Raw genomic sequence first — 19,214 nt, 5'->3', positions numbered from 1 at the left:
TATTAGATGCTCCAATCTTCCTTTTCTTCAGGATGATGATCTAGTTGATTTAAAATAACGGACCTAAATTCTTGGAACGCTTTGCTTGTTCGAGTTCTTGGATAAGGTAAATCAATTGGAACGATACCTTTAATCCGTCCAGGCTTTGCATCCATGACGACCACTTTCTTCGATAAATAGATCGATTCATCAATATCATGGGTGACAAGCACCATCGTTGTCTTATTCCTCTCCCATATTTCCAATAATGCTTCTTGAAGATGTGTTCGCGTGAAAGCATCCAATGCACCAAATGGTTCATCTAACAATAAAACTTCAGGGTTACGTAATAAGGCTCTGGCAATCGCGACCCGCTGAGACATTCCACCGGATAATTGGCGTGGATATGCCTTTTCAAATCCTTTAAGTTTAACAAGTGAAATCAAATCATCCACCCTTTTTCGTATTTCTGGCTTTTTTAATGGAAGGTTACCTGAAATATTCTTCTCCACGTTTAACCATGGAAATAAACGGTGCTCTTGAAAAATGAAACCACGGTCTTTGGAAGGGCCACTAACCTCCTGATTGCCTACAATAATCGCGCCTTCAAAGTCTAAATCAAGTCCTGCGATCAACTTTAATAAAGTGCTTTTCCCGCAACCACTCGGACCAATGATGGTAACGAATTCACCATTGTTTACGGATAGATCCAAGTTATCCAAAACATGGACTCTTTCATTATCATTCTTAAATGTCTTGCTTACGTGATTAATTTCTAACGTCGATACCAATACTCATCACCCTTTCTCAAATAAAAAAAATAGAGATCCAGCAAGAAGACACATAATGTCCCTTTGCTGAATCTCTAGTTAACTAGTCGATTCAATATTTCATTTTATATTAACTTATCGATTATTTAATATCAACACCTAATACCAATTTATTTTATCGGATTAATTATAAAAAATAATTGACAGATTATTCTAACAGCTGTTAAGATGCATTCATACACCAATCCGCTTCACAAAGGAGCCAATTCAATAAAAGTCATGTGAATCAACTGGACTACCGGAGATTCAATGAAGAGTAACCCCGGCATACTCTTCGTTGAATCTCTTTTTTGTCATTAATCTGACTATCCAGATGTGGTAAGTGTAATAAAAAAGGGAGGGAATTCATGAAGAAATATCGTAGCCAGTTAACCGCAGTACTACTTGCCATCATCAGTATCGCAGTATTAGCAGGCTGTAATTCCGATGCCGGCAAAGCTTCCGGAAAAAGTGATCCACTAAAAGTGCATATTGCCCTAAATGGCAAGATGGGGCCATTAGTCATTGCAAAGGAAAAGGGATTGTTCGACGAAGAGTTTTCTAAACTGGATGCCCAAATCGAGTGGAGTGAATTCCCGAGTGGTCCCCCGCTGTTGGAATCCCTTGCTTCCAACAGGGTTGACCTATCTTTTTTAGGGGATGGTGCACTAATTGCCGGAATTGATAAGAATCTACCATTCGAAGTGATTGCACAAACAGGTCAGGGTGAGTCTTCTGTCCGGATCCTAGCTCAAGCAGATAGTAGCATAAAGCAGATTGAAGACTTAAAGGGAAAAACGGTTGGTGTTGCCTCGGGGACAACGGGCCATGTGTATTTAATTAAGGCATTGAAAGCTCATGGTTTAACGACTGATGATATTAAACTCATCAATTTACAACCGGATGATGCCCAGGCCGCCTTTGAAACCAAACAATTGGACGCTTGGGCCATATGGAACCCTTATTATCTTAATAATATTGAAAAAGGAAATGCAGTCGCACTTAAAGTAAAAGGAAAAATATTAGCTCCTGGTGCAATCATTGCACGTAAGGGTTTTGCCGAAGAACATCCTGAAATTGTAGAGGCCTATTTAAAGGTTTATAAAAAAGCAGCCGATTGGCAAATTGAAAATCCAGATGAAGCATCTGAAATTTATTCTAAAGAAACTAAATTGCCTGTGGACACAGTCAAGAAAATAATAACGGCTGAAGAGCCAAATATCTTCTTTACTGAAGAGGCCATCAAAGCACAACAAGAATCAATCGATACTTTAGCTGGTGTGGGTTATATCAAGAAATCGTTTAATTTTAAAAACCGGATCCACAATGAATACATTGATGAAGCCTTTAAAAAATAAAAAAACATACCATTCAGGAGGAGATTGATTATGACGGAAACTAAAACACAACAATTAAAAGTGGTACCAGTAGCAGGAAGAATTGGAGCGGAAATTCAAGGAGTCCAATTAAGCGGAGACTTGGATTTAGCTATTTTCAGTGAAATCAAACAAGCGCTAAACGATTATAAAGTCGTATTCTTCAAAGGTCAAAATCATTTGGACGATGCTAGTCAAGAAGCATTTGCCAAACTACTAGGTGAGCCTTATGCACATCCTACAGTACCGGTCAAAGACAATACAAACTATATCTTCGAACTTGATTCTGAACAAGGTGCTAAAGCAAACCATTGGCACACTGATGTTACTTTCGTTCCAGAAGTTCCTAAATACTCTGTTTTAAGAGGCGTAACCATTCCTAAAGTGGGTGGAGATACAGTTTGGGCAAATACGAATAAAGCATATGAAGATCTTCCAGAAGGATTGAAAAAATTAGCAGACGAACTATGGGCCATCCATACAAATGAATACGATTACGCTCAATTCAAACCAACCGAAAATATCAATGATGAGATTAAAAAGAAATATCGTGATGTATTTGAATCGACAATTTATAAAACGAGACATCCAGTCGTTCATGTGCACTCAGAAACTGGGAAAAAGCATTTGTTATTAGGTGGCTTTGCGGGAAGAGTTGAAGGATATACAACAAGTGAATCTGAACGATTATTGAGTATCTTCGATTCATACGTTACCCGCTTAGAAAATACCGTACGTTGGCAATGGAGCGAAGGGGATGTTGTTATTTGGGATAACTTAGCCACGCAGCATTATGCTATTGCAGACTATGAGAGCCAACATCGCGTTGTTCGCCGTGTCACAGTAGGAAAAGATGTTCCTGTAAATAAAGACAACGAATCCAGTAGACTACTTATTAAGAAATAAAACTTTCTGTCTGAAATGAAAAGGGACACTCATAAAAAGTGTCCCTTATTCTGGTATTTATATGTCATCTTAAGGCAAGTCCGTTTATAATGAAAGGATTTATTGTACCTAGGGAACTAGATGTGATACTCACTAACTTTGCCTTGTTTATTCAAACTTGTTTTTTTGATAATCGATTGGTGATGGTATCTTCTTGTGGTGAAGTTCGCCGTATGTAAAAGGCCAGTATGAACGCAACTATGGTTAACCATGTAGCTATCATAAATGCATCATCTACCCCCATTACACTTCCTTGTTTAATGGCCATTGCCATTTGGGTTTTATTTTCTGGTGAGATATGATTTTGTGTTAAAATTCCCTGTACATGTTTCGTTCCCTGATTTGTCATAACTGACACAAAGAATGCCATGCCGACAGCACCTGCAACCATTCTCAACGTATTAACCATTGCTGTTCCGTATTTATTTAAGCTAAGTGCCAATTCATTTAATCCAGCTGTAAAGATAGGCATCATCAGTATCGACATACCAAACATTCTAATAGTATATACCCATACCACATAAGAATAAGACGTATCTGTTTCAAGCCGTGTTAAAAGATAGGTTGTAATAATAGTAATAGCAAGTCCGCTTACCGCTAGCCATCTCGCCCCAAACCGATCAAACAGCTTACCTGTGATAGGAGACATAATCCCCATTACAATACCTCCAGGCAATAGCATGAGGCCAGATTCCAAGGGAGTAAAGCCACGGATATTCTGCATATAGATTGGCATTAATATCATTCCAGAGAACATACCCATAGTCGCGATGACGTTGATAATCGTAGTTAATGTGAACATCCGATAACGAAAAATTCGAAATTCCAAAATAGGATGCCTTACGGTAAATTGTCTCCAGACAAATAATACTATACTGATTCCGCCAACAAGGAACATTATAAGGACTTCTAAACTGCCCCACCCCTTAGTACCGCCTGTAGCAAATCCGTATAGAACTCCTCCAAATCCGATAGTGGATAGAATTACACCCATTTTATCGAGTTTGGGTCGGCTAGTTTCCCCTACATTTTTAATGATAAAAATTGCAAAAAGAAAGTCAAGAAGTGCAAATGGGAAAATGATAAAAAACAGAACTCTCCAGGAATAGTTTTGTACAATCCATCCTGATAACGTTGGTCCTACGGCTGGGGCGAAATTCATCGCAATTCCAAATATCCCCATCGCAAAACCACGTCTATTAGGAGGAAATAAAGTGAAAATCACATTTGTAATCAAAGGGAATAAAATCCCTGCACCTGCAGCTTGAACCACACGTCCGATCAATAAGACGGAGAAGCTAGGTGCAATTCCACATAAAAAAGTTCCTAAAGCAAAGAGTCCCATCGAAGTTAGATATAATTGTCTTGTGTTAAACCTTTCCATCAAGAAAGCTGTGATCGGGATGACAATCCCATTGACCAACAAAAAGATAGTTGTCAGCCAATTAGCTGTTGCAGCCGATATTTCAAAATGATTCATCAATTGAGGCAATGCGATATTGATTAGAGTCTGATTCAAGAAAGCGACGAGAGCACCAGCCAACATCACCGCAAACATGGGACCTGTACGAATTTTAGTGATTGCTGTTTTATCGAGATTCATTCTTACGGCACTTCCTTTGATTGAGTTATTACATATCGTTACTTCCTACTATATTTTTCAAGTCTTAATATCCTAATTCGACTTTACTAAGTTAATATGCCTCCCTATCATAAAGGAAATCAACCTATCTTATCCAATAATACAGTCAGCTAAATTCGTTTAACCTCAATTTACGACTTTTAGATGGTGTTTTTCTCAACTCATATTGGCACTATATTAAAGATATTTCTTTGTTGTTCCCATCTTAATAACCATACAACCAGACCTTAATTCGTATAATTGTATTTTGTTTACCACTATGAATGTAATCACATCAGTGAATAGATAAAAAAAGAGAAACAGCCGATAAATTTATATCGATTGTTTCTCTTCATTCCATATTTCAGCTTATTTTTGTCTGCAACCTCATCCATTACTGATGTCATTTTTTAATTAGGTCTTTTTACAAAACTCTCCACTTAATGGGAGAAAGTTCAAAATTCAAGTAGCCTTTTTATGAATTAATTCCCCTGAACGATTATCTCATCAATAATACCGTATTCCTTCGCCTCATTTGCGCTTAAAAAATAATCACGATCAGTATCCTTAGCCACCTTTTCGATAGGCTGCCCAGTCCTTTCCGAGATGATCTGATTGATATGATCCTTCAGTTTCAAAATCCTTCGGGCAGAAATTTCAATTTCCGTAGCTTGCCCCCTTGCCCCTCCAAGAGGTTGATGAAGCATAATTTCACTATTCGGCAAAGCGCACCTTTTTCCTTTCGTACCCGCCAATAAAAGCATTGCCCCGAATGATGCAGCCATACCCGTACATACAGTCCGGATATCAGGTTTAATATATTGCATCGTATCATAAATAGCAAAACCGGCACTAGTCGATCCCCCAGGACTATTTATGAAGATGGTAATTTCTTTATCAGGGGCATCTGCTGCCAAGAATAACAATTGAGCAACCACACTATTGGCTAAATGATCGGTGATTTCTTCCCCAATCATGATGATTCTGTCTTTTAGAAGTCTGGAATATATATCGTATGAGCGCTCACCCTTGCTGGATTGCTCAATTACATATGGAATGGTAGTCATATCTCTTCTTCCTCCTAACAAAATGATTGGCTATGCAGCCATTGAGAGAGTGTTTGAAGGAGTGAAGCATGCTTTGGAGTGCATCGAACGATTCATCAGTTTAGGAATCATTGATTCACTGTTCAGGGATTTGAAAGATGGAATACTTCTAATGAGGATATCAGGATTTCGGACCTTCAAAGCCTGCGTCATCAGAGACATCAGCCTCTGTTCCTCATCATCTTGCCAATCTTCCGCACAGGACAACTTACGCTCATCAATGCCATCTTTGTCAAAACGCTTTTTCACACGATTCAAGATGGCCTTTACAGCCGTTTCCGTCGTGTTCAAATAATCTGAGATTTCTTTAGATCGATAGAGGAACCCTTCCTTTAATATGAACACCACAGCTTGTTTTGGGGTAAGGGATTTTATAATATATTCAACCGTTTCAAAGGCATTTTCCCCAATTGCCCCCTGCTGTTCGGTGTCCTTCAGATCCTCTACGGATTCTTTTTTTCTTTTACGTATCGTATCAATCCAGGAATGACGGGCTATCGTCTTCAATAAAGCCGTTGTTACCTCCGTTTTATTCCCATAGCCCTGCATTACCTTCAGTATCGTATCCTGTGCTAAATCATCGCCATCCCAATTATTTTGGGTAAGGAATCGGCAAAACCGAAGCAATTCAGGATAGACTTCACGCAAAATCATGTCGTTATCTTTTCCTTCAGAAATATCTTCTTTCAACTTATTTATCATTTTTCTCACTCCTTCAACACCCTCTATCCTATAAACGTTTTAGAAAGAGAAAAAGATATGGGGGTGAAAATTTTTTCCTTTATTTTATTCTATTCCATTTTTTCCTGTGGATTTCCTTTCATACTAAAAACCTGTTTGGTTATGACCCAAACAAGCTAATCTCAGTGTTCTGTATGCAGCAAATAGACTATACTAGGGCTTCCCCTTTGTGCACCGGATTCGTCACCAATAATTTAATCAAGGCACACCCAATGTAAACAAATAGTTAAAAGTTTACTTTCAAAACGGTAATTTTTTTGACTTCTTGCCTGTTCAAGTGTTATTCTTTAACTATCAGATAAAAGTATACATTCAAATCATTGATTCTACTAGCAGGATGAAAGAGCTGATGCAAAATGGCGAAAGAACATTTAATTGACGTTCAACCAATCAGATCATTGGAAAAATTAGATGATATGAAATGGTCATTGAAAAGACATTGCAGCGAAAGAGATTACATATTGTTCCTTTTAGGAATAAATACTGGCTTACGTGTGTCTGATCTATTATCGTTGAAGGTAAAGGATATTAAAGGCCAGATGAAAATTATCATTAAGGAAGGCAAGACAAAGAAGCCTAGAACAATACAACTTAACAATGTATTTAATGAGTTAGCAACTTATATAGATACCATTGATAGCGAATGGCTATTCCCTTCACGCAAAGGTGATAAGCCGATAAGCAAGATACAAGCATACAGACAGCTTAATAAAGCCGCAGATATGGTAGACATTGAAAGTGTAGGAACTCATACCATGCGGAAAACATTCGGATACTGGTACTATAAACAGAGTAAAGACGTGGCTAAATTACAATTGATTCTTAACCATTCACACCCTGAAATAACTTTGAAGTACATAGGAATTGCTGATGAAGAAATAGAGGACAGCTTAAATGGCTTTGTACTATAGGAGGACGGATTAAATGACACTAACTGAATACAATGCAAAGTACGAATATATCATTCGCAGTAATATTTCTGACAGACAAAAGGCACTGAAATTAGCTGATTTAATGACCGATATGGAAGGACATCTAAATGAGGCGGGGGAACATCAGAATAAAGAGGCAAATGCTTTGTATAGAAAAGTATCCCTTCTATCCAACTTGTTATAATCGAGCTTAAGACCTTGCCTTATGTGCAGAGGTCCTTTTTTGTGCTTTGAAAGTAACGATTACAATTGCAGCTTGAAGTAAATGCTTTGTTTCTGTAAGGCTTTGGAGTGAACCACATTTACTAATGCCACTGCACTAATTGCACCTGGCAGGCCTTTTCCTCTTGTAAGGCCATACATGTCATCAGGTTCATTTTGATAAATACGGACAACCTTGTTTACATATTAAACATACTTAAGGAATACTTTTTCGCCATCATTTCCAAGATCTTTATCCCGGCAACACTGTTCCCCTTCTCATCAAGCGCAGCGCCATAAATTCCAATCCCACATTTTCCGGGGACGGCCCCCATGATTCCCCCTGACACACCGCTTTTAGCCGGAATTCCAACATTAATGGCAAATTCACCTGATGCGTTATACATGCCGCAGGTAACCATGAATGTCTTGCAAATACGGGCAATGTCCCCGGGGATGATTTGCTTTCCCGTCAACAGATCTTTCCCATTCATGGCCAGCACACAGCCGATCCTCGCCAAATCCTGACTGTCCATTTCAATGGCACACTGCTTCGAATACAATTCGATTAGGTCCTCCACATCCTCATTTATTACATTATGCTGCTTTAAAAAATAGCTTAGCGACCTATTTAAGTCTGCTGTATTGTATTCTGAACGTGCAACATCTTCATTAAAACCGATAGTAGGATTTTGCGTCAATTCCCGGATGAAATGTAAAATACGATTGAATCGCTCATTTACACTGTCACCTGCAACCATGTGGGTCACAGTCAATGCACCTGCATTGATCATCGGGTTTAACGGCTTGGATGCCTTGTTTGTCTCTAACTTGGCAATCGAATTAAAAGGATCACCGGTGGGTTCTTTTCCTACATAGGAAAAGACATATTCTTCACCTTTTTCCATTAATACCAGAGCAAGTGTCAAAACTTTTGATATGCTTTGCAGAGTCACTTTACCACTTACATCCCCCGCACAATACCCTTTACCGTCAGGATAGTAAATAGCCACAGATAAGCCCTCAGGATTCGCCTTTTCAAGAGCCGGTATATAGTCCGCCACTTTTCCCTTATTTGTATATTTTTTTGCCTGATCAACCAGTTGCTGTAATTCTTCATTGGACCTACATTGACATCCCATATTGTTCACAATTTTCCGCCCCTTTGAAAATTTGTCTTGTGAAGTGTTGTTATTATTTATTACCATATTTCATAGTTATTATTTGCAAAACTAGGAAGCAGATAATAAAAGAAGTAAAGTTACAGGAGCTACTATCTTCATTGTGGGAGGAGGCTATTCACTCTCTTTGCATTGCTTCTGATATAGAGGAACGGTTACATAGTTCTGATTGACTTATAATGACAAAGGAGAGGACCGTATAGAGAGCTATGTAATCTCAAAAACCCCATTTTTCATTTTCTATTTATTTATTAGTCAAGCTTTCTCAGACAACTCCTCTTTCTCTTGGTCTTGTCTTATTGGATATCAGTTTAATTTCTCACTCAAAAAAGCTAGCTCCAGAGCGAATCTCCAAAGAGTATTCTACCAGTTGCCCCTCCAAGGAGGCTTCCTTATAAGTGTTCCTGTTCCATTACTACCTTACTAGGTTGCCTTGAAAATGGGAAATCCAGAGTGAACAAGGGAGGAAAAGCTCTTTTAACTCTTCACGTTTGCTGGAACTAATATTACATACTTAAAAATGATGTGGCTTTCAGTTTAAAGTCGGGTCTCAATTTAATTACATTAATTTATTAGCATTTTATCTAACTCACGGACTTTATCATATGACTCCAATAGTTGTTCAGGTATTAATGTTCTCCCATAATCCCAAGCATTAGTTTCTATTTCAGATTTCAGCTTTTCTTTTTCCTCTTCGTGACCATACATCATAATCCTTAAATCATGTTTGTTTTTCTTAAAATCTAAATAATAACCAATAATACGATAAAGAATAATTTTAACAAAGTCTTCCTCTGTCTCTTTAATTCTAACTTTTCCTTTATAACCGTTAACTTGAAGATAATTAAACTTTATAGTATTGGTCGATACGTTATAACTCATAGGTGCACTTAGATTATTGTCAAATTCACAAATAATATCCAAATTGTGCTCATTTAATGTGTTATTAATTATTTTTTCGATATCGCTTATATAAAGCATTTAACTATCACTTCCCTTTTAAAGACTTATTTCATTATAGTATTAGCTTAAGTTATTCTTCCTTTATCAATATAATAAACTGTTTAGATATTAAAATCATACAGTTAAAAAACAAAGGAAATATTTACTATGTAATAATGAAGTGGTGTGTACGTCCTACGAGAAGATTGTTAATAATCCCCTACTAGACCCCCTAAAAGGGAAGAGATTGCTTTTAATTACTCTTCCATACTTTCCTCCTTCTATTTATTTCAATTTAAAACTTTCTATCATTGTTTGTATTTCTTCTTGATATTGTTCCACCATCATTTCAAGTGAAAGCATTGTAATCGTTTCTTTCCTTTGGCAAAGGCGTCTATCGACATTTTCTAGTTACTCAATTTGAGTACAGATGTACATTCATCTGGTAAGTAAAAGTGCTCAACAGATAAAGATTGACAACATTTTTATGGTGACTCATACTTGTAGTGATTAATATAACAGAATATTAAGAATATTGGAGGGGTAATTATGAATAAGATTTTCGTTCCTAACGCAATCGCTACTTTAACAAGACTTTTCTACAGTTCAACTACACTGAATGAGTATTTAGCGATGCGAACCGCTCAATTCTACATTGAAGACCTGAAGTTACTACAAGACGTGGAAGCTGTTGCCTTGGCAATTGAAGATCAAAATGCTTTCGCTTTAATGTCTAAATTTAAATTATTTGATTATAAGGCTGCTGAAGAAATTGAAATAGCACTATCCGCTTCTGGCTATACGGAAGCAGAACTCAATGCTATGAATATAGAAATCTGAAATCATCGGGCCACTACCATTAACTGATTCTAATATCAATAATGATTTTTAGGGTACGAATAGTTTTCGTAACCTATTGTTCCGCTAGTTCACTGAGCCTCTCAAATTGACGGCTATAATGTAGCGGTGTAAATCTGAAAGAAGTAATTGTTCATGAAGGTCAAGAAGGCATATATACAATGTATAAAGTGGGTAAAAAGCTGATGTGCGTAATATACACCTCAGGCCCTAACGTCAAAATGCTAGTAGCTCTAACAAAGTTACCCGCGTTGAAATAGCCTGTAATTATTGCAATGATATGTAGGTGCCTCGATAGCCACGAGGTACCTGCATATTTAATATGCACGTAAAATCCCCAAGAATATTTAAAATAATGTTGAAATGGAGGTGAATACACCGTCATGACCGAATATTATATTATGGAGAAGGTCGACCCAAAGAAGTTTGTACTCAAAGAAGTTTTAAACTTCCACCGAATGTATAGAACTGCATCTCAAAGCAAGCATCACCCTTACAAATTTACCGATTTAACCCCAATGTTAATAGCATAAGAAATGAAGGTGAATGCTTTCACACGGATGCACACTTGATGGAAAGTAGGAGAAGCCATGGAGAAATCGAAGAGTTTACAAGAAATCTATAATGCCAACCGACCAGAAAATAATGAGCTTTTCCGAGCAATACAACAACATCTTCAAATGAAGCATCCAGACAAGCGAATGACAGCTATGAGAACCTTGCAAATAATTGTTGCCGATAGTGTTTCATCTGGAGAGCTGCGTAACGTGGAAAGTCGGCTTTTATACAGTTGAGTTGATACGAAAAAGTTTCTTATCAACTCATCCAGTCTTGTGAGTTATGCAGTTCTGAAATTACCGAACACAGAAAGGAATAACCCCACCATTGAAAAAATTTCTAAACAAAATCAAAATAGCTGGCTCCATTTTGACCATCATACTCATGATATTCACTTTCAGAATTATACTTTTCAACAAAGCTTTCACAGAGCCAGAAGTAGATATGAAGTATTACAAGACGGGGCATGTCGAACACAGGCCAAATATTTGGGAGGGCATGAGTAAAGAAGAATACCAAAAAATAAAATATTTAGAGGAACAGAAAACATTCAATTATGATCTCTACGAACCAGAGCTGCTTGACGCAGAAGGAAATCCGATTATTGAAGAAAATGTTGAATACTAAAAAAAATGTGCCCGATTTGGACACATCTTTTTTGTTTACTTATAAATGCAATGCTCCGAAATTAGGCTTCGTTTTCTCAGTGGTAGAAATCCATTCTCCTAATTCATCGAAATATTTTTGAACTTCTTCTTTAGTTTTGGTTTCTGAAGCATCCCAAATATCTGATAAGAAATATCCTAAATCGTTTGGATATGAAATTGATTCTCTGTCAAATGCTTTTTCAATAGCAGGACTGCCGTGTTTATCGCCTTCGTCACCATGAATTTTCATAGTAATAACAGTCCATCCATTTTCTTTTTTTATAAGAGTGTAATTGTCATAATGGCCCCAACGATTGCTATGAACACGTAATTTAAAATCTTCACCGATATTATTCAAATTTTCCCCTCTCTTCCCATAATACTACAACTGTATTTTACCACCAGAACGCGGTAAATGACGAACTTCACGGTATTTAATATCAGCAATTTAATATCCTTTTCTGTCATTGTTACCAATGGTCGTTTAAAAGCAATGGGAGAGTCGCTAGACTCTTATCGAATAAACTACACCGCGAAGTTGCCACGGGAGATCAATCGGCAGCTTCGTTCCGCTAACAGGTAACGTTAGTTCAAACAACCGGCCTTTCAATGGGCGTTTTTTTTGGTCGAGAATCAAAACATTCTGATTTAACATAGCCTAAATCATAACGCACGACTAAAAATCCGTGAAAACACGAAAAAACGGCTTTCCAATTAAGGAAAACCGCTTTATATCGTCGTTCTAAGATACCGGTGGCCGGGGTCGAACCGGCACTCCAGAGGAACACGATTTTGAGTCGTGCGCGTCTGCCAATTCCGCCACACCGGCATTTTTGTTGGAGGCGGCAACCGGAATCGAACCGGTGGTAAAGGTTTTGCAGACCTCTGCCTTACCGCTTGGCTATGCCGCCAACGTTTTTGGAGCGAAAGACGGGATTCGAACCCGCGACCCCAACCTTGGCAAGGTTGTATTCTACCACTGAACTACTTTCGCGAATGGCTGGGCTAGAAGGGATCGAACCTTCGCATGACGGAATCAAAATCCGTTGCCTTACCGCTTGGCTATAGCCCATTAACGTTATACTTATTATACCATCATTTATTAAAAAATGGGGCGACTGATGGGAATCGAACCCACGAATGCCTGAACCACAATCAGGTGCGTTAACCACTTCGCCACAATCGCCATTATAAAATTAAAATTGGCAGGGGTAGTAGGACTCGAACCCACACTGGAGGTTTTGGAGACCTCTGTTCTACCTTTAAACTATACCCCTATAAATAAAATGGTGGAGGGGGGCAGATTCGAACTGCCGAACCCGAAGGAGCGGATTTACAGTCCGCCGCGTTTAGCCACTTCGCTACCCCTCCGCATATGGATGTTACTGGTGCCGGCAAGAGGACTTGAACCCCCAACCTACTGATTACAAGTCAGTTGCTCTACCAGTTGAGCTACACCGGCACTACAATGGTGGCTCAGGACGGAATCGAACCGCCGACACAAGGATTTTCAGTCCTTTGCTCTACCGACTGAGCTACTGAGCCAAACAATAAAAATGGCGGTCCCGACGGGAATCGAACCCGCGATCTCCTGCGTGACAGGCAGGCATGTTAACCGCTACACCACGGGACCATAGATTGCGGGGACAGGATTTGAACCTGCGACCTTCGGGTTATGAGCCCGACGAGCTACCGGACTGCTCCACCCCGCGACGTTAATAATGCTGCTATTGCATCAAGTTTTCGTGTTAACAGTTTCATTATATCTGATATATAGAAACAACTTGTTGCTTTTAAAAAAATGGTGGAGGATGACGGGATCGAACCGCCGACCCTCTGCTTGTAAGGCAGATGCTCTCCCAGCTGAGCTAATCCTCCATATGTTTTCGAAATGGTGACCCGTACGGGATTCGAACCCGTGTTACCGCCGTGAAAGGGCGGTGTCTTAACCGCTTGACCAACGGGCCAGTTGTAAATGGCGGAGAGCAAGGGATTTGAACCCTTGAGACAGGGTTACCCGTCTACACGATTTCCAATCGTGCTCCTTCGGCCACTCGGACAGCTCTCCAATAATGGCTCCGCAGGTAGGACTCGAACCTACGACCGTTCGGTTAACAGCCGAATGCTCTACCACTGAGCTACTGCGGAACGATATAAGCTTGGCGACGTCCTACTCTCACAGGGGGAAACCCCCAACTACCATCGGCGCTGAAGAGCTTAACTGCCGTGTTCGGAATGGGAACGGGTGTGACCTCTTCGCTATCGTCACCAAACATTATTAACATTTTTTCAAGACATATATTATTATAACGTCTTTTTGAGAAAATGCAAGAAGAAATTTTCATTCCTTCAAAACTAGATAATAAGAAGGTATTTCATTTTTTAAAGCGTGGTTAAGTCCTCGATCTATTAGTATCAGTCAGCTCCACATGTCGCCACGCTTCCACCTCTGACCTATCAACCTGATCATCTTTCAGGGATCTTACTAGCTTGCGCTATGGGAAATCTCATCTCGAGGGGGGCTTCATGCTTAGATGCTTTCAGCACTTATCCCGTCCGCACGTAGCTACCCAGCTATGCCTTTGGCAAGACAACTGGTACACCAGCGGTGCGTCCATCCCGGTCCTCTCGTACTAAGGACAGCTCCTCTCAAATTTCCTGCGCCCGCGACGGATAGGGACCGAACTGTCTCACGACGTTCTGAACCCAGCTCGCGTACCGCTTTAATGGGCGAACAGCCCAACCCTTGGGACCGACTACAGCCCCAGGATGCGATGAGCCGACATCGAGGTGCCAAACCTCCCCGTCGATGTGGACTCTTGGGGGAGATAAGCCTGTTATCCCCGGGGTAGCTTTTATCCGTTGAGCGATGGCCCTTCCATGCGGAACCACCGGATCACTAAGCCCGACTTTCGTCCCTGCTCGACTTGTAGGTCTCGCAGTCAAGCTCCCTTGTGCCTTTACACTCTACGAATGATTTCCAACCATTCTGAGGGAACCTTTGGGCGCCTCCGTTACTCTTTAGGAGGCGACCGCCCCAGTCAAACTGCCCACCTGACACTGTCTCCCACCCCGATAAGGGGCGCGGGTTAGAATTTCAATACAGCCAGGGTAGTATCCCACCAACGCCTCCACCGAAGCTAGCGCTCCGGCTTCTCAGGCTCCTACCTATCCTGTACAAGCTGTACCAAAATTCAATATCAGGCTGCAGTAAAGCTCCACGGGGTCTTTCCGTCCTGTCGCGGGTAACCTGCATCTTCACAGGTACTATAATTTCACCGAGTCTCTCGTTGAGACAGTGCCCAGATCGTTACACCTTTCGTGCGGGTCGGAACTTACCCGACAAGGAATTTCGCTACCTTAGGACCGTTATAGTTACGGCCGCCGTTTACTGGGGCTTCGGTTCAAAGCTTCGCTTGCGCTAACCTCTCCCCTTAACCTTCCAGCACCGGGCAGGTGTCAGCCCCTATACTTCGCCTTGCGGCTTCGCAGAGACCTGTGTTTTTGCTAAACAGTCGCCTGGGCCTATTCACTGCGGCTTTTCCGGGCTATTCACCCTAAAAAGCACCCCTTCTCCCGAAGTTACGGGGTCATTTTGCCGAGTTCCTTAACGAGAGTTCTCTCGCACACCTTAGGATTCTCTCCTCGCCTACCTGTGTCGGTTTGCGGTACGGGCACCTTACATCTCACTAGAGGCTTTTCTTGGCAGCGTGGAATCAGGAACTTCGGTACTATATTTCCCTCGCCATCACAGCTCCGCCTTAATGGAAACGGGATTTGCCTCGTTTCCGGCCTAACTGCTTGGACGCGCATATCCAACAGCGCGCTTACCCTATCCTTCTGCGTCCCCCCATCGTTCAAACGATGTATAGGTGGTACAGGAATATCAACCTGTTGTCCATCGCCTACGCCTTTCGGCCTCGGCTTAGGTCCCGACTAACCCTGAGCGGACGAGCCTTCCTCAGGAAACCTTAGGCATTCGGTGGAAGGGATTCTCACCCTTCTTTCGCTACTCATACCGGCATTCTCACTTCTAAGCGCTCCACCAGTCCTTCCGGTCTGACTTCAACGCCCTTAGAACGCTCTCCTACCATCGACACCATACGGTGTCAATCCACAGCTTCGGTGATACGTTTAGCCCCGGTACATTTTCGGCGCGGAGTCACTCGACCAGTGAGCTATTACGCACTCTTTAAATGATGGCTGCTTCTGAGCCAACATCCTGGTTGTCTAAGCAACTCCACATCCTTTTCCACTTAACGTATACTTTGGGACCTTAGCTGGTGGTCTGGGCTGTTTCCCTTTCGACTACGGATCTTATCACTCGCAGTCTGACTCCCAAGAATAAGTATTTGGCATTCGGAGTTTGACTGAATTCGGTAACCCGTTGGGGGCCCCTAGTCCAATCAGTGCTCTACCTCCAATACTCTCATCTTGAGGCTAGCCCTAAAGCTATTTCGGAGAGAACCAGCTATCTCCAGGTTCGATTGGAATTTCTCCGCTACCCACACCTCATCCCCGCACTTTTCAACGTGCGTGGGTTCGGGCCTCCATTCAGTGTTACCTGAACTTCACCCTGGACATGGGTAGATCACCTGGTTTCGGGTCTACGACCTCATACTCATTCGCCCTATTCAGACTCGCTTTCGCTGCGGCTCCGTCTTATCAACTTAACCTCGCATGAAATCGTAACTCGCCGGTTCATTCTACAAAAGGCACGCCATTACCCATTAACGGGCTTTGACTACTTGTAGGCACACGGTTTCAGGATCTATTTCACTCCCCTTCCGGGGTGCTTTTCACCTTTCCCTCACGGTACTGGTTCACTATCGGTCACTAGGTAGTATTTAGCCTTGGGAGATGGTCCTCCCTGCTTCCGACGGGATTTCTCGTGTCCCGCCGTACTCAGGATCCACTCAGGAGGGAACGAAGTTTCAACTACAGGGTTTTTACCTTCTTTGACGGACCTTTCCAGATCACTTCATTTACCCCGTTCCTTTGTAACTCCATGTTGAGTGTCCTACAACCCCAAGAGGCAAGCCTCTTGGTTTGGGCTAATTCCGTTTCGCTCGCCGCTACTCAGGAAATCGCATTTGCTTTCTCTTCCTCCGGGTACTTAGATGTTTCAGTTCCCCGGGTCTGCCTTCAGTACCCTATGTATTCAGGTAAAGATACTGTTCCATTACGAACAGTGGGTTTCCCCATTCGGAAATCTCCGGATCAAAGCTTACTTACAGCTCCCCGAAGCATATCGGTGTTAGTCCCGTCCTTCATCGGCTCCTAGTGCCAAGGCATCCACCGTGCGCCCTTTCTAACTTAACCGTTAAAAAAGATCTTACTGATGCTTTGAAAAAATTAATTGCCTTCTATCTATTATCTAGTTTTCAAGGAACAAAGAAGAAAGAATTCCATCACTACGTGATGAGATCTTTCGAATCTGAATGAATTACTCATTCAAAACTGAACAAAACAAAAGCGCTCTCGTATTTATCCTTAGAAAGGAGGTGATCCAGCCGCACCTTCCGATACGGCTACCTTGTTACGACTTCACCCCAATCATCTGTCCCACCTTAGGCGGCTGGCTCCATAAAGGTTACCTCACCGACTTCGGGTGTTACAAACTCTCGTGGTGTGACGGGCGGTGTGTACAAGGCCCGGGAACGTATTCACCGCGGCATGCTGATCCGCGATTACTAGCGATTCCGGCTTCATGTAGGCGAGTTGCAGCCTACAATCCGAACTGAGAATGGCTTTATGGGATTCGCTTACCTTCGCAGGTTTGCAGCCCTTTGTACCATCCATTGTAGCACGTGTGTAGCCCAGGTCATAAGGGGCATGATGATTTGACGTCATCCCCACCTTCCTCCGGTTTGTCACCGGCAGTCACCTTAGAGTGCCCAACTGAATGCTGGCAACTAAGATCAAGGGTTGCGCTCGTTGCGGGACTTAACCCAACATCTCACGACACGAGCTGACGACAACCATGCACCACCTGTCACTCTGTCCCCCGAAGGGGAACGCCCTATCTCTAGGGTTGTCAGAGGATGTCAAGACCTGGTAAGGTTCTTCGCGTTGCTTCGAATTAAACCACATGCTCCACCGCTTGTGCGGGCCCCCGTCAATTCCTTTGAGTTTCAGCCTTGCGGCCGTACTCCCCAGGCGGAGTGCTTAATGCGTTAGCTGCAGCACTAAAGGGCGGAAACCCTCTAACACTTAGCACTCATCGTTTACGGCGTGGACTACCAGGGTATCTAATCCTGTTTGCTCCCCACGCTTTCGCGCCTCAGTGTCAGTTACAGACCAGAAAGTCGCCTTCGCCACTGGTGTTCCTCCAAATCTCTACGCATTTCACCGCTACACTTGGAATTCCACTTTCCTCTTCTGCACTCAAGTTCCCCAGTTTCCAATGACCCTCCACGGTTGAGCCGTGGGCTTTCACATCAGACTTAAGGAACCACCTGCGCGCGCTTTACGCCCAATAATTCCGGACAACGCTTGCCACCTACGTATTACCGCGGCTGCTGGCACGTAGTTAGCCGTGGCTTTCTGGTTAGGTACCGTCAAGGTACCAGCAGTTACTCTGGTACTTGTTCTTCCCTAACAACAGAACTTTACGACCCGAAGGCCTTCTTCGTTCACGCGGCGTTGCTCCGTCAGACTTTCGTCCATTGCGGAAGATTCCCTACTGCTGCCTCCCGTAGGAGTCTGGGCCGTGTCTCAGTCCCAGTGTGGCCGATCACCCTCTCAGGTCGGCTACGCATCGTCGCCTTGGTGAGCCATTACCTCACCAACTAGCTAATGCGCCGCGGGCCCATCTATAAGTGACAGCAGAACCGTCTTTCCATCTTCTCTCATGCGAGAAAAGAACATATCCGGTATTAGCTCCGGTTTCCCGAAGTTATCCCAGTCTTATAGGCAGGTTGCCCACGTGTTACTCACCCGTCCGCCGCTAATCTCAGGGAGCAAGCTCCCATTGATTCGCTCGACTTGCATGTATTAGGCACGCCGCCAGCGTTCGTCCTGAGCCAGGATCAAACTCTCCGAAGAAATGTTTGACTTGCTCATTTTGCTTTTTGATAGTGTGTGCTCACTTAAAAAATTAACGTTGGCGCTTTGTTTTGTTCAGTTTTCAAAGAGCAATTTCGTTGTCGTTTACTTCGTAAGCGACTTTTACATCTTATCATGTTGTAGACCATTTTGTCAACATGTTTTTTGATGTTTTTTGTTTTGTTGAAGCTGCGAAAGCTGATGTCCCGCAGCGACATGTATTAATATAACACCTAGATTATTATTGGTCAACACTAAAAATGATTTTTTT

14 protein-coding genes, 15 tRNA genes and 3 rRNA genes are annotated in these 19,214 nt (G+C 42.0%); 7 read left to right on the top strand and 25 right to left on the bottom strand.

Annotated features, from left to right (window positions below; all coding sequences use genetic code 11):
• Window positions 1–2: 2 nt before the first annotated feature.
• Window positions 3–770 carry an ABC transporter ATP-binding protein gene (locus RE409_RS03845; RefSeq protein WP_309558559.1) on the bottom strand — a complete coding sequence of 256 codons (768 nt, stop codon included), beginning with the start codon at window positions 768–770 and terminating at the stop codon, window positions 3–5.
• A 386-nt stretch (window positions 771–1,156) separates the two neighbouring features.
• Between RE409_RS03845 and RE409_RS03840 the strand changes: the two genes are divergently transcribed.
• Both RE409_RS03840 and RE409_RS03835 read left to right on the top strand, forming a co-directional pair.
• Window positions 1,157–2,146, top strand: a complete 990-nt coding sequence (locus RE409_RS03840; protein WP_309558558.1) for an ABC transporter substrate-binding protein — start codon at window positions 1,157–1,159, stop codon at window positions 2,144–2,146.
• Window positions 2,147–2,176: 30 nt separating this feature from the next.
• Window positions 2,177–3,070 (top strand): TauD/TfdA dioxygenase family protein, encoded by an 894-nt coding sequence (locus RE409_RS03835; RefSeq protein WP_201182763.1) that lies wholly within the window; start codon window positions 2,177–2,179, stop codon window positions 3,068–3,070.
• Window positions 3,071–3,221: 151 nt separating this feature from the next.
• Here the strand turns inward: RE409_RS03835 and RE409_RS03830 are convergent, their stop codons facing one another.
• From RE409_RS03830 to RE409_RS03820, 3 genes are all read right to left on the bottom strand, one after another.
• A complete protein-coding gene (locus RE409_RS03830) occupies window positions 3,222–4,712 on the bottom strand; it encodes a DHA2 family efflux MFS transporter permease subunit (RefSeq protein WP_201182765.1) in 1,491 nt (496 codons plus the stop codon).
• 500 nt (window positions 4,713–5,212) lie between these two features.
• A complete protein-coding gene (gene clpP / locus RE409_RS03825; protein ID WP_053344522.1) occupies window positions 5,213–5,797 on the bottom strand; it encodes an ATP-dependent Clp endopeptidase proteolytic subunit ClpP in 585 nt (194 codons plus the stop codon).
• A 30-nt stretch (window positions 5,798–5,827) separates the two neighbouring features.
• Window positions 5,828–6,538: a sigma-70 family RNA polymerase sigma factor gene (locus RE409_RS03820; protein WP_201182769.1), complete on the bottom strand. Its 711-nt coding sequence runs from the start codon at window positions 6,536–6,538 to the stop codon at window positions 5,828–5,830.
• A 395-nt stretch (window positions 6,539–6,933) separates the two neighbouring features.
• Between RE409_RS03820 and RE409_RS03815 the strand changes: the two genes are divergently transcribed.
• Both RE409_RS03815 and RE409_RS03810 read left to right on the top strand, forming a co-directional pair.
• Window positions 6,934–7,488, top strand: a complete 555-nt coding sequence (locus RE409_RS03815; protein WP_242485334.1) for a site-specific integrase — start codon at window positions 6,934–6,936, stop codon at window positions 7,486–7,488.
• A gap of 13 nt (window positions 7,489–7,501) precedes the next feature.
• Window positions 7,502–7,693 carry a hypothetical protein gene (locus tag RE409_RS03810; protein ID WP_053344519.1) on the top strand — a complete coding sequence of 64 codons (192 nt, stop codon included), beginning with the start codon at window positions 7,502–7,504 and terminating at the stop codon, window positions 7,691–7,693.
• 217 nt (window positions 7,694–7,910) lie between these two features.
• On the opposite strand, the gene glsA is transcribed toward RE409_RS03810, so the two are convergent.
• Window positions 7,911–8,852 carry a glutaminase A gene (gene glsA, locus RE409_RS03805; protein ID WP_201183498.1) on the bottom strand — a complete coding sequence of 314 codons (942 nt, stop codon included), beginning with the start codon at window positions 8,850–8,852 and terminating at the stop codon, window positions 7,911–7,913.
• Between the two features lie 603 nt (window positions 8,853–9,455).
• On the bottom strand, window positions 9,456–9,872 hold the full coding sequence (locus RE409_RS03800; RefSeq protein ID WP_201182771.1) for a hypothetical protein: 417 nt from the start codon (window positions 9,870–9,872) through the stop codon (window positions 9,456–9,458).
• Between the two features lie 510 nt (window positions 9,873–10,382).
• Between RE409_RS03800 and RE409_RS03795 the strand changes: the two genes are divergently transcribed.
• From RE409_RS03795 to RE409_RS03785, 3 genes are all read left to right on the top strand, one after another.
• Complete coding sequence (locus RE409_RS03795; RefSeq protein ID WP_201182773.1) at window positions 10,383–10,673, top strand: hypothetical protein; 291 nt, start codon at window positions 10,383–10,385, stop codon at window positions 10,671–10,673.
• A gap of 608 nt (window positions 10,674–11,281) precedes the next feature.
• Entirely contained in the window at window positions 11,282–11,485 is a 204-nt protein-coding gene (locus RE409_RS03790; protein ID WP_056527384.1) for a hypothetical protein, read from the top strand.
• A 91-nt stretch (window positions 11,486–11,576) separates the two neighbouring features.
• The gene (locus RE409_RS03785) at window positions 11,577–11,876 is read left to right on the top strand and encodes a hypothetical protein (protein WP_309558557.1); all 300 of its coding nucleotides are present in this window, start codon (window positions 11,577–11,579) and stop codon (window positions 11,874–11,876) included.
• 39 nt (window positions 11,877–11,915) lie between these two features.
• Here RE409_RS03785 and RE409_RS03780 read toward each other — a convergent pair whose 3' ends face one another.
• The 19 genes from RE409_RS03780 to RE409_RS03690 all read right to left on the bottom strand — a co-directional run bounded on the left by RE409_RS03780 (window position 11,916) and on the right by RE409_RS03690 (window position 18,943).
• Window positions 11,916–12,254 (bottom strand): hypothetical protein, encoded by a 339-nt coding sequence (locus RE409_RS03780; RefSeq protein WP_201222114.1) that lies wholly within the window; start codon window positions 12,252–12,254, stop codon window positions 11,916–11,918.
• A 390-nt stretch (window positions 12,255–12,644) separates the two neighbouring features.
• A tRNA-Leu gene (locus RE409_RS03775) sits at window positions 12,645–12,725 on the bottom strand.
• An 8-nt stretch (window positions 12,726–12,733) separates the two neighbouring features.
• A tRNA-Cys gene (locus RE409_RS03770) sits at window positions 12,734–12,807 on the bottom strand.
• An 8-nt stretch (window positions 12,808–12,815) separates the two neighbouring features.
• Window positions 12,816–12,890: transfer RNA gene (locus RE409_RS03765), tRNA-Gly, on the bottom strand.
• A 3-nt stretch (window positions 12,891–12,893) separates the two neighbouring features.
• Window positions 12,894–12,968: transfer RNA gene (locus RE409_RS03760), tRNA-Gln, on the bottom strand.
• A gap of 38 nt (window positions 12,969–13,006) precedes the next feature.
• Window positions 13,007–13,082 (bottom strand) — tRNA-His (locus tag RE409_RS03755).
• Between the two features lie 17 nt (window positions 13,083–13,099).
• Window positions 13,100–13,173: transfer RNA gene (locus tag RE409_RS03750), tRNA-Trp, on the bottom strand.
• A 10-nt stretch (window positions 13,174–13,183) separates the two neighbouring features.
• Window positions 13,184–13,267 (bottom strand) — tRNA-Tyr (locus tag RE409_RS03745).
• Between the two features lie 15 nt (window positions 13,268–13,282).
• Window positions 13,283–13,358: transfer RNA gene (locus RE409_RS03740), tRNA-Thr, on the bottom strand.
• Between the two features lie 7 nt (window positions 13,359–13,365).
• Window positions 13,366–13,441 (bottom strand) — tRNA-Phe (locus RE409_RS03735).
• Window positions 13,442–13,453: 12 nt separating this feature from the next.
• Window positions 13,454–13,529 (bottom strand) — tRNA-Asp (locus RE409_RS03730).
• A gap of 5 nt (window positions 13,530–13,534) precedes the next feature.
• Window positions 13,535–13,608: transfer RNA gene (locus tag RE409_RS03725), tRNA-Met, on the bottom strand.
• 90 nt (window positions 13,609–13,698) lie between these two features.
• Window positions 13,699–13,774, bottom strand: a tRNA-Val gene (locus tag RE409_RS03720).
• A gap of 14 nt (window positions 13,775–13,788) precedes the next feature.
• Window positions 13,789–13,863 (bottom strand) — tRNA-Glu (locus RE409_RS03715).
• A 9-nt stretch (window positions 13,864–13,872) separates the two neighbouring features.
• Window positions 13,873–13,964 (bottom strand) — tRNA-Ser (locus tag RE409_RS03710).
• Between the two features lie 5 nt (window positions 13,965–13,969).
• Window positions 13,970–14,044, bottom strand: a tRNA-Asn gene (locus RE409_RS03705).
• Between the two features lie 9 nt (window positions 14,045–14,053).
• Window positions 14,054–14,169: ribosomal RNA gene (rrf, locus tag RE409_RS03700) — 5S ribosomal RNA — on the bottom strand.
• Between the two features lie 116 nt (window positions 14,170–14,285).
• Window positions 14,286–17,218, bottom strand: a 23S ribosomal RNA gene (locus tag RE409_RS03695).
• Between the two features lie 175 nt (window positions 17,219–17,393).
• Window positions 17,394–18,943: ribosomal RNA gene (locus tag RE409_RS03690) — 16S ribosomal RNA — on the bottom strand.
• Together the 16S, 23S and 5S rRNA genes with 15 tRNA genes alongside form the textbook arrangement of a ribosomal RNA operon.
• Window positions 18,944–19,214 lie beyond the last annotated feature (271 nt).

This window comes from Peribacillus sp. R9-11, from assembly GCF_031345095.1.
GTDB lineage: Bacteria > Bacillota > Bacilli > Bacillales > DSM-1321 > Peribacillus > Peribacillus butanolivorans.
The sequence above is the reverse complement of the archived record's forward strand: the minus strand, read 5'-3'. Positions and strand labels throughout refer to the sequence as shown.

Bases quoted from the DNA above. Each gene is read 5' to 3' on its own strand.
- RE409_RS03840 (WP_309558558.1), top strand. From the start codon at position 1,157: ATGAAGAAATATCGTAGCCAGTTAACCGCAGTACTACTTGCCATCATC.
- RE409_RS03835 (WP_201182763.1), top strand. From the start codon at position 2,177: ATGACGGAAACTAAAACACAACAATTAAAAGTGGTACCAGTAGCAGGA.
- RE409_RS03830 (WP_201182765.1), bottom strand. From the start codon at position 4,712: ATGAATCTCGATAAAACAGCAATCACTAAAATTCGTACAGGTCCCATG.
- clpP (WP_053344522.1), bottom strand. From the start codon at position 5,797: ATGACTACCATTCCATATGTAATTGAGCAATCCAGCAAGGGTGAGCGC.
- RE409_RS03820 (WP_201182769.1), bottom strand. From the start codon at position 6,538: ATGATAAATAAGTTGAAAGAAGATATTTCTGAAGGAAAAGATAACGAC.
- RE409_RS03815 (WP_242485334.1), top strand. From the start codon at position 6,934: ATGGCGAAAGAACATTTAATTGACGTTCAACCAATCAGATCATTGGAA.
- RE409_RS03810 (WP_053344519.1), top strand. From the start codon at position 7,502: ATGACACTAACTGAATACAATGCAAAGTACGAATATATCATTCGCAGT.
- glsA (WP_201183498.1), bottom strand. From the start codon at position 8,852: ATGGGATGTCAATGTAGGTCCAATGAAGAATTACAGCAACTGGTTGAT.
- RE409_RS03800 (WP_201182771.1), bottom strand. From the start codon at position 9,872: ATGCTTTATATAAGCGATATCGAAAAAATAATTAATAACACATTAAAT.
- RE409_RS03795 (WP_201182773.1), top strand. From the start codon at position 10,383: ATGAATAAGATTTTCGTTCCTAACGCAATCGCTACTTTAACAAGACTT.
- RE409_RS03790 (WP_056527384.1), top strand. From the start codon at position 11,282: ATGGAGAAATCGAAGAGTTTACAAGAAATCTATAATGCCAACCGACCA.